This window comes from Klebsiella planticola ATCC 33531, assembly GCF_000735435.1.
GTDB classification, from domain to species: domain Bacteria; phylum Pseudomonadota; class Gammaproteobacteria; order Enterobacterales; family Enterobacteriaceae; genus Klebsiella; species Klebsiella planticola.
This window is the reverse complement of sequence record NZ_JMPP01000030.1, coordinates 85,454-93,863: the sequence shown is the minus strand read 5'-3', so window position 1 is coordinate 93,863 and position 8,410 is coordinate 85,454. Positions and strand designations below refer to the sequence as shown.

Genomic DNA, 8,410 nt, shown 5'->3' with positions numbered 1-8,410 from the left:
CTGACAGTCCGGGCGTTCACTGGCTAACGCCAGGGCGATCGCGCCGGTGCCGGTACCTAAATCCAGAATCCGGCACGGCGTAGCCGGCAGCCGCGCCAGCGCCTGCTCGACGAGGCATTCGGTATCCGGGCGCGGAATAAGCGTTGCGGGGGAAACCAGCAGCGGCAACGACCAGAACTCACGCTCGCCCACCAGGTGGGCTATCGGCTCGCCGCGCTGGCGGCGGCTCAGCAGCGTCTCCAGCTGCGCCTGCTGTTCCCCGGTCAGCACCGTTTCACCGAAGGCGAGAAGCCAGGTCCGCGCCCGGCCGGTCACGTGCCCTAACAGGATCTCGGCGTCGCGTCGCGGGCTTTCACTCGCGCTCAGTCGGGCAATCGCCTGCGCCAGCCACTGTTGAAAGGTCATCATTCCTGCTCGGAAAGCGCGGCCAGCTGATCGGCCTGATATTCCTGCACAATCGGCTCAATCAGCATATCCAGTTTCCCTTCCATCGCTTCGTCCAGACGATAGAGGGTCAGGTTGATACGGTGGTCGGTCACGCGGCCCTGCGGGAAGTTATAGGTGCGGTTACGATCGCTGCGATCGCCGCTGCCCAGCAGGTTACGCCGGGTTGAGGCTTCCGCCTGCTGACGCTTAGCGATTTCCGCGGCGCGAATACGCGCACCGAGTACCGACAGCGCTTTGGCTTTGTTTTTGTGCTGCGAACGTTCGTCCTGGCACTCCACCACTATCCCGGTCGGTAAGTGGGTAATACGGATCGCCGAATCGGTGGTGTTAACGTGCTGACCGCCGGCCCCGGAGGAGCGGAAAGTATCAATCCGCAAATCGCCGGGGTTAATATCCGGCATTTCGGCTTCCGGCAGCTCCGGCATCACCGCCACGGTACAGGCGGAGGTGTGAATACGGCCCTGGGATTCGGTGGCCGGCACGCGCTGTACGCGATGACCGCCGGACTCAAATTTCAGACGGCCATACACGCCATCGCCGCTGATTTTGGCAATCACCTCTTTATAACCGCCATGTTCGCCTTCGTTGGCGCTCATGATCTCCACGCGCCAGCGGCGGGATTCGGCGTAACGGCTGTACATCCGGAACAGATCGCCGGCAAACAGCGCCGCTTCATCACCGCCGGTACCGGCGCGGACTTCGACAAAGGCGTTGCGTTCATCATCCGGATCCTTCGGCAGCAGCAGCACCTGCAGCTGTTGCTCCATCTCTTCGCTTTTCGCTTTCGCGTCGCGCAGTTCTTCCTGCGCCATTTCGCGCATTTCCGCATCGTCGAGCATCATCTGCGCAGTTTCGATATCGTCCTGCACCTGGCGCCATTCGGTATAGCAGCGCGCCACGTCGCTCAGCTGCGCATATTCCCGCGACAGCGCGCGGAATCGATCCTGATCGGCGATGGTCGCAGCATCACCCAGCAGCGCCTGAACTTCCTCATGGCGTTCGTACAGAGCTTCCAGTTTGGCAACAATAGAAGGCTTCATAGGCGTGAATTCACCCTGTCCTGAAAAAAGAGAAATGTGCGCTATTCCAGCCCGAGGCTGTTGCGCAGAATATGCAGGCGTTCATCATCCCCGTCACGGGCTGCCTGCTGAAGAGATTTGGTTGGTGCGTGGATCAGGCGATTGGTCAGCTTGCGCGCCAGATCCTGCATGATTTCCTGCGCATCGCCGCCCTGCTCCAGCGCAGCCAGCGCTTTCGCCGTCAGCTCCTCACGGACCTGCTCGGACTGGGAACGATATTCGCGGATAGTCTCGCTGGCGCTCTGGGCTCGCAGCCAGGCCATAAATTCGCTGGTTTCCTGCTCGACGATCGTTTCCGCTTGTACCGCCGCGGCTTTACGCTGCGCCAGGTTATGCTGAATGATGTTTTGCAGATCGTCTACGCTGTACAGATAGGCGTTCGCCAGCTTACCCACTTCGGGTTCGACATCGCGAGGCACCGCGATATCAACCAGCAGCATCGGCTGATTACGCCGCGCCTTCAGCGCACGCTCCACCATCCCCTTGCCGATAATCGGCAGCGGGCTGGCGGTCGAACTGATGATGATGTCGGCCTCTTTTAGTCGCTCGTCGATATCGCTCAGGGCGATAACCTCCGCACCGACTTCCTCGGCCAGAGCCTGCGCACGCTCGCGGGTACGGTTAGCAATCACCATATTGCGCACGTTGTGTTCACGCAGATGACGCGCCACCAGTTCGATGGTTTCCCCGGCACCGACCAGCAGCACCGTCACGCTTGCAAGGGATTCGAAGATTTGTCGCGCCAGCGTACAGGCGGCGAAAGCCACGGAGACCGCGCTGGCGCCGATATCGGTTTCGGTGCGCACGCGTTTTGCCACCGAGAACGACTTCTGGAACATCCGCTCCAGTTCGCTGACGTTGAGGTGACCGCGGCTGGAATCGGCGAAGGCTTTTTTCACCTGTCCCAGAATCTGTGGTTCGCCAAGCACCAGCGAATCAAGACCGCTGGCGACGCGCATCAGATGGCTGACCGCATCATTATCCTGATGCCAGTACAGACTTTTACGCAGGTCTTCTTCATTAAGATGGTGGTAATCACACAGCCAGCGGATGAGCGCTTCCTGCAGATTATCCTGTTCCTCAACGCTGAGATACAGCTCCGTACGGTTACAGGTCGACAGCACCACACCGCCCTGCACCATTGGCTGAGCCAGCAAGCTCTCCAGCGCCTTATCGAGCGTGTCCGGCGAAAACGTTACGCGTTCTCGCAGCGCGACCGGGGCTGTTTTGTGATTAATGCCAAGAGCTAAAAGGGTCATTGTGAGGGAGTAGTACCAGCGTTGCTAAGGTTAGTCTGAGCGCATCATACAGGATGCGCGGAATCAATAAAAGAGACGCTCCCCTTTTGGAGTAATAGGCATCGGGCTTAAAAGCCATTAACGGTAATTTTTTGATTTCAGACAATTTGAACGTAGACGCTATCGCCGGGCAACGCTAGCATTAAGGGTTATAATTGTAACCCGCTACACAAATCGTGTGCGTACCGACCCGTCGCCGGATTTCACTGTAGACATCAAGGATTTGTCATCATTATGAATCGACTGCTCCGCCTGTTACCGCTGGCAAGCCTGGTCCTGACCGCCTGTACACTCAACGCCCCGAAAGGCCCTGGCAAAAGCCCTGACTCTCCTCAGTGGCGTCAGCACCAGCAGGATGTCCGCAATCTGAGCCAATACCAGACCCGCGGCGCCTTCGCTTACCTCTCTGATGAACAAAAAGTATACGCTCGCTTCTTCTGGCAGCAAACCGGCCAGGATCGCTATCGCCTGCTGCTGACCAACCCGTTAGGCAGCACCGAACTGTCGCTGACCGCCCAGCCGGGCAGCGTGACGCTGATCGATAACAAGGGCCAGACCTATACGGCGACCGATGCCGAAGAGATGATTGGCCGCCTGACCGGAATGCCGATTCCGCTAAACAGCCTGCGCCAGTGGATCGTCGGCCTGCCGGGCGACGCCACCGACTACTCGCTGGACGATAAATACCGCCTGAGCGAACTGAACTATACGCAGAACGGCAAAACCTGGCATGTCACCTACGGCGGCTATACCAGCGATACTCAGCCATCGCTGCCGGCCAACATGGAGCTGAACAACGGCAGTCAGCGTATCAAGCTGAAAATGGATAACTGGATTGTGAAATGATGACCCGCTGGCCCTCTCCTGCAAAGCTGAACCTGTTTTTGTACATCACTGGACAGCGCGCCGATGGTTATCACACCCTGCAGACGTTGTTTCAGTTCCTTGATTATGGCGACACCTTAACTATCGAACCGCGTCATGACGGTGTGCTGCGCCTGCTGACGCCGGTTGCCGGCGTACCCGATGAAGAGAATCTGATTATTCGCGCCGCAAGGCTGCTGATGCAGGCGGCGACGGCATCCGGACAGCTTCCCGCCGGTAGCGGCGCCGATATCAGCATCGACAAACGCCTGCCAATGGGCGGCGGTCTGGGCGGCGGTTCATCCAACGCCGCGACGGTGCTGGTGGCGCTGAATCATCTGTGGGGCTGTGGCTTGTCGGAAGAGGAGCTGGCGACGCTGGGGCTGAGTCTTGGCGCCGATGTGCCGGTATTCGTGCGCGGCCACGCCGCCTTTGCCGAAGGCATTGGCGAGATTCTGACGCCGGTCGAACCGCCAGAAAAGTGGTACCTGGTCGCTCATCCTGGGGTCAGTATTCCGACGCCGATCATTTTCCGTGACCCCGAGCTACCACGAAATACCCTGGTCAGGTCAATAAGTACGTTACTAAAATGTGAATTTCGCAATGATTGCGAGGTTATCGCAAGAAAACGTTTTCGCGAGGTTGATGCGGCGCTTTCCTGGCTGTTAGAATATGCGCCGTCGCGCCTGACTGGCACAGGAGCCTGTGTCTTTGCTGAATTTGACACCGAATCTGCCGCTCGTCAGGTGCTGGAGCAAGCCCCGGAATGGCTACAAGGCTTTGTAGCGCGAGGAGTTAATATCTCCCCGCTCAAGCTAGCCCTACCCAGGTAGTTCTGCTTTTGCACGAATTACCTTAGTACGCCGGGCAAATTGAGTAACGGTGACAACGTCACCCTGTTCCAGACGTTGCATCGTTCTCTTTAAATACACCGCCTGGATAGAAGAGTGCCGCCCGCACGGTTTCTGGCGCTTTTCATCCACCACTGGACGCATGCCTGAGGTTCTTCTCGTGCCTGATATGAAGCTTTTTGCTGGTAACGCCACCCCGGAACTAGCACAACGTATTGCCAACCGCCTGTACACTTCTCTTGGCGACGCCGCTGTAGGTCGTTTTAGCGACGGCGAAGTCAGCGTACAAATCAATGAAAACGTACGCGGTGGTGATATTTTCATCATCCAGTCCACTTGTGCTCCCACCAACGACAACCTGATGGAACTGGTTGTTATGGTTGATGCTCTGCGTCGCGCTTCGGCGGGTCGTATCACCGCTGTTATCCCTTATTTCGGCTATGCTCGTCAGGACCGTCGTGTGCGTTCTGCGCGTGTGCCGATTACCGCGAAAGTGGTTGCCGATTTCCTGTCCAGCGTTGGCGTTGACCGCGTACTGACCGTTGACCTGCATGCAGAACAGATCCAGGGCTTCTTCGACGTTCCGGTTGATAACGTATTCGGCAGCCCTATTCTGCTGGAAGATATGCTGCAGCTGAACCTGGATAACCCGATCGTGGTTTCTCCGGACATCGGTGGCGTGGTGCGTGCGCGCGCTATCGCCAAACTGCTGAACGATACCGATATGGCTATCATCGACAAACGCCGTCCGCGCGCTAACGTTTCTCAGGTGATGCACATCATCGGTGACGTTGCCGGCCGCGACTGCGTTATGGTTGACGATATGATCGATACCGGCGGCACGCTGTGTAAAGCAGCTGAAGCGCTGAAAGAACGTGGTGCGAAACGCGTATTTGCCTACGCCACTCACCCGATCTTCTCCGGCAATGCTATCCAGAACATTAAAAACTCTGTGATTGATGAATTCGTCGTCTGCGATACTATTCCGCTGGCGCCGGAAATCAAAGCGCTGGAAAAAGTGCGTACGCTGACGCTGTCTGGCATGCTGGCAGAAGCGATTCGTCGTATCAGCAACGAAGAATCTATCTCTGCTATGTTCGAACACTAATCGAGCCCGGCCAAAAAACCCGCTGCGGCGGGTTTTTTTGTCTCTGAATCCAATTTGTATGACTAATGCCTCCTTCACCTGCCATTTAGTTGACAGATGATGCGCCCATGGATGAAACATTATTGTGAACAGATTATTTTCCTCACATGTGATGCCTTTCCGCGCCCTCATCGATGCTTGCTGGAAAGAAAAATACACGCTGTCCCGTTTCACCCGCGATCTGATCGCCGGGATCACGGTCGGGATTATTGCTATTCCTCTGGCAATGGCGTTGGCTATTGGCAGCGGTGTCGCGCCGCAGTATGGACTTTATACTGCCGCCGTCGCCGGGATTATTATCGCCCTGACCGGCGGCTCGCGCTTTAGCGTATCCGGGCCAACCGCCGCCTTTGTGGTCATCCTCTATCCGGTGTCACAGCAGTTTGGCCTGGCCGGACTGCTGGTGGCGACGTTGATGTCCGGGGTCTTTTTAATTCTTTTCGGCCTCGCCCGCTTTGGCCGCTTAATTGAATATATCCCGCTGTCCGTTACCCTCGGGTTTACCTCCGGTATTGGTATCACTATCGGTACCATGCAGATAAAAGATTTTCTTGGTCTGCAGATGGCGCACGTTCCCGAGCACTATCTGCAGAAGGTCTCCGCCCTGGTCATGGCGCTGCCGACGGCCAATCCCGGCGATGCGGCGATTGGCGTAGTCACCCTTGGCACGCTGATCCTTTGGCCGCGTCTGGGGATCCGCCTGCCCGGCCACCTGCCTGCGCTGCTGGCAGGCTGTGCGGTGATGGCGATAGTCAATCTTATGGGCGGCCACGTCGCGACCATCGGCTCTCAGTTCCACTATATTCTGGCTGACGGTAGCCAGGGTAACGGGATCCCGCAGCTGCTGCCGCAGCTGGTGCTGCCGTGGGATATGCCAGGCTCCGACTTTACGCTCAGCTGGGCGTCACTGCAGGCGCTGCTGCCGGCGGCCTTCTCGATGGCGATGCTCGGCGCGATTGAATCACTGCTGTGTGCGGTGGTGCTCGACGGGATGACCGGCACTAAGCACAAAGCCAACAGCGAACTGATAGGTCAGGGTCTCGGCAATATCATCGCCCCTTTCTTTGGCGGGATTACCGCCACCGCCGCCATTGCCCGTTCAGCGGCTAACGTCCGCGCCGGCGCAACATCGCCGGTGTCCGCCGTTATCCATGCGCTGCTGGTCATTATGGCGCTGCTGGTGCTGGCGCCGCTGCTCTCCTGGCTTCCGCTGTCTGCGATGGCGGCGCTGCTGCTGATGGTGGCGTGGAATATGAGCGAGGCGCACAAGGTGGTGAATTTGCTGCGCTACGCGCCGAAGGACGACATCGTGGTGATGCTGATGTGCATGTCGCTGACCGTACTGTTTGATATGGTCATCGCTATCAGCGTCGGTATCGTACTGGCCTCGCTGCTGTTCATGCGCCGCATTGCGCGCATGACCCATCTGGCGCCGGTTAACGTTGATGTGCCCGACGATGTGCTGGTCCTGCGGGTTATCGGCCCCCTCTTCTTTGCCGCTGCCGAAGGGCTGTTTAACGATCTGGAAACGCGGATTGCAGGGAAGCGGATCGTGGTTCTGAAATGGGATGCGGTGCCGGTACTGGATGCCGGCGGGCTGGATGCCTTCCAGCGCTTCGTCAACAAACTGCCGGAAGGCTGTGAACTGCGCGTCTCTAATCTCGAGTTTCAGCCGCTGCGCACGCTGGCACGGGCGGGCGTTCAGCCGATTCCGGGGCGCCTGAGTTTCTATCCCGACCGTGCTGCCGCTCTGGCAGACATTTAACTATCGTGACGCGGGCGCATGCGCCTGCGTCATCATCACGCCAGTTGCCTGCCGGAGCCAGCCAGACGTCTCCGGCATCATCCAGGTCCCTTTCATCAGGTGCGGTTCGCGCTCCATCGCAAAGCGGCATTTTTGCTCAGTTTGTTCATAGTCAGGTAGCGTGCGGACGGTCATTCCGGCACGTCTCGCCGGTTCACCTACCTGATTAACATCACTGCGCCTGTTGTTCGACCATAGCGCCACTCCGCCGCCTGACGTTTCGTCAGGGTTAAGTGTTAAAGAGAAGGTATTGTATGGTGGAGGTGCAGCCCGGGCCGCAAACGCGTTGAGCCGAAGAAAAGAGGCGACGCGAAAGTAAAACAGCCAGCTACCGGGAAGGCAGCTGGCTGCAAATGAATACGTTATGCAAGCGCACCCGCCGTGAGACGGCCGGCGCGGTGAACTGGCTTAGCTATGGCGGTGCTGATCGCGGCGGCAGCGTTTATCGTAATGGCGGACCCACCAGTATTTGTCGCAAACCTGTTCATGCCCGCCAACGCGCGCTCCTGCGAGCCAGAGAACGGCGCCGACAAAAATACTTAAAATCGCGCCATGAGCGAAGAACTGCGGCAGGTCAAGCTGCGGAAGCTGGTTTAAAATAGAGTAACCAACGCCAACAACCATGACGACCAATCCTAAACCCATCAGTACATTACCGAGTAACGAAGCGTTTCTGCGTTTCATATGTCACCTCCGGAACCTTGGGTTACCTGGGAATATCCCCAAAACTTATAGGTATAGTATAGACAATGGGGATAAGGTTGATTGCGTCGGCGATCACATTAGTTAATATCAAATCAACAAAAACTTACAAATAACTTACTGAACAACATCAAATTCTAATGGTTCATAAGGGTAATTATCTCTTTCCCCGCCGTTGAGGCGGCAGAATTTTGTCAACCGCCTCGGCAAACAGTACA

General features: G+C 57.4%; 9 protein-coding genes. 4 read left to right on the top strand and 5 right to left on the bottom strand.

All coding sequences use genetic code 11. The features are described 5' to 3' along the window. The 3 genes from GRPL_RS11220 to hemA form a co-directional block, all read right to left on the bottom strand. Positions 1–405 (bottom strand): HemK/PrmC family methyltransferase (locus GRPL_RS11220; RefSeq protein ID WP_032699458.1); only part of this gene is annotated, 405 nt, incomplete at its 3' end. Beyond that, positions 405–1,487, bottom strand: a complete 1,083-nt coding sequence (gene prfA, locus GRPL_RS11225) for a peptide chain release factor 1 (protein WP_004863527.1) — start codon at positions 1,485–1,487, stop codon at positions 405–407. The genes prfA and GRPL_RS11220, both read right to left, overlap by 1 nt. Before the next feature lie 41 nt (positions 1,488–1,528). Next, complete coding sequence (gene hemA, locus GRPL_RS11230; RefSeq protein ID WP_032699456.1) at positions 1,529–2,785, bottom strand: glutamyl-tRNA reductase; 1,257 nt, start codon at positions 2,783–2,785, stop codon at positions 1,529–1,531. A 273-nt stretch (positions 2,786–3,058) separates the two neighbouring features. Between hemA and lolB the strand changes: the two genes are divergently transcribed. From lolB to dauA, 4 genes are all read left to right on the top strand, one after another. Continuing rightward, positions 3,059–3,670, top strand: coding sequence for a lipoprotein insertase outer membrane protein LolB (gene lolB / locus GRPL_RS11235; protein ID WP_032687099.1), 612 nt, complete (start codon positions 3,059–3,061; stop codon positions 3,668–3,670). After that, the gene (gene ispE / locus GRPL_RS11240) at positions 3,670–4,521 is read left to right on the top strand and encodes a 4-(cytidine 5'-diphospho)-2-C-methyl-D-erythritol kinase (RefSeq protein ID WP_162180087.1); all 852 of its coding nucleotides are present in this window, start codon (positions 3,670–3,672) and stop codon (positions 4,519–4,521) included. The genes lolB and ispE overlap by 1 nt, the downstream gene beginning before the upstream one ends. Before the next feature lie 178 nt (positions 4,522–4,699). Continuing rightward, the gene (gene prs / locus GRPL_RS11245) at positions 4,700–5,647 is read left to right on the top strand and encodes a ribose-phosphate diphosphokinase (RefSeq protein ID WP_004863536.1); all 948 of its coding nucleotides are present in this window, start codon (positions 4,700–4,702) and stop codon (positions 5,645–5,647) included. A gap of 124 nt (positions 5,648–5,771) precedes the next feature. After that, positions 5,772–7,451: a C4-dicarboxylic acid transporter DauA gene (gene dauA / locus GRPL_RS11250; protein ID WP_071999974.1), complete on the top strand. Its 1,680-nt coding sequence runs from the start codon at positions 5,772–5,774 to the stop codon at positions 7,449–7,451. Here dauA and GRPL_RS28580 read toward each other — a convergent pair whose 3' ends face one another. Both GRPL_RS28580 and ychH read right to left on the bottom strand, forming a co-directional pair. Beyond that, positions 7,452–7,694 (bottom strand): response regulator, encoded by a 243-nt coding sequence (locus GRPL_RS28580; RefSeq protein ID WP_410482203.1) that lies wholly within the window; start codon positions 7,692–7,694, stop codon positions 7,452–7,454. A 204-nt stretch (positions 7,695–7,898) separates the two neighbouring features. Further along, the gene (ychH, locus tag GRPL_RS11255; protein WP_032687095.1) at positions 7,899–8,174 is read right to left on the bottom strand and encodes a stress-induced protein YchH; all 276 of its coding nucleotides are present in this window, start codon (positions 8,172–8,174) and stop codon (positions 7,899–7,901) included. Positions 8,175–8,410: the final 236 nt, after the last annotated feature.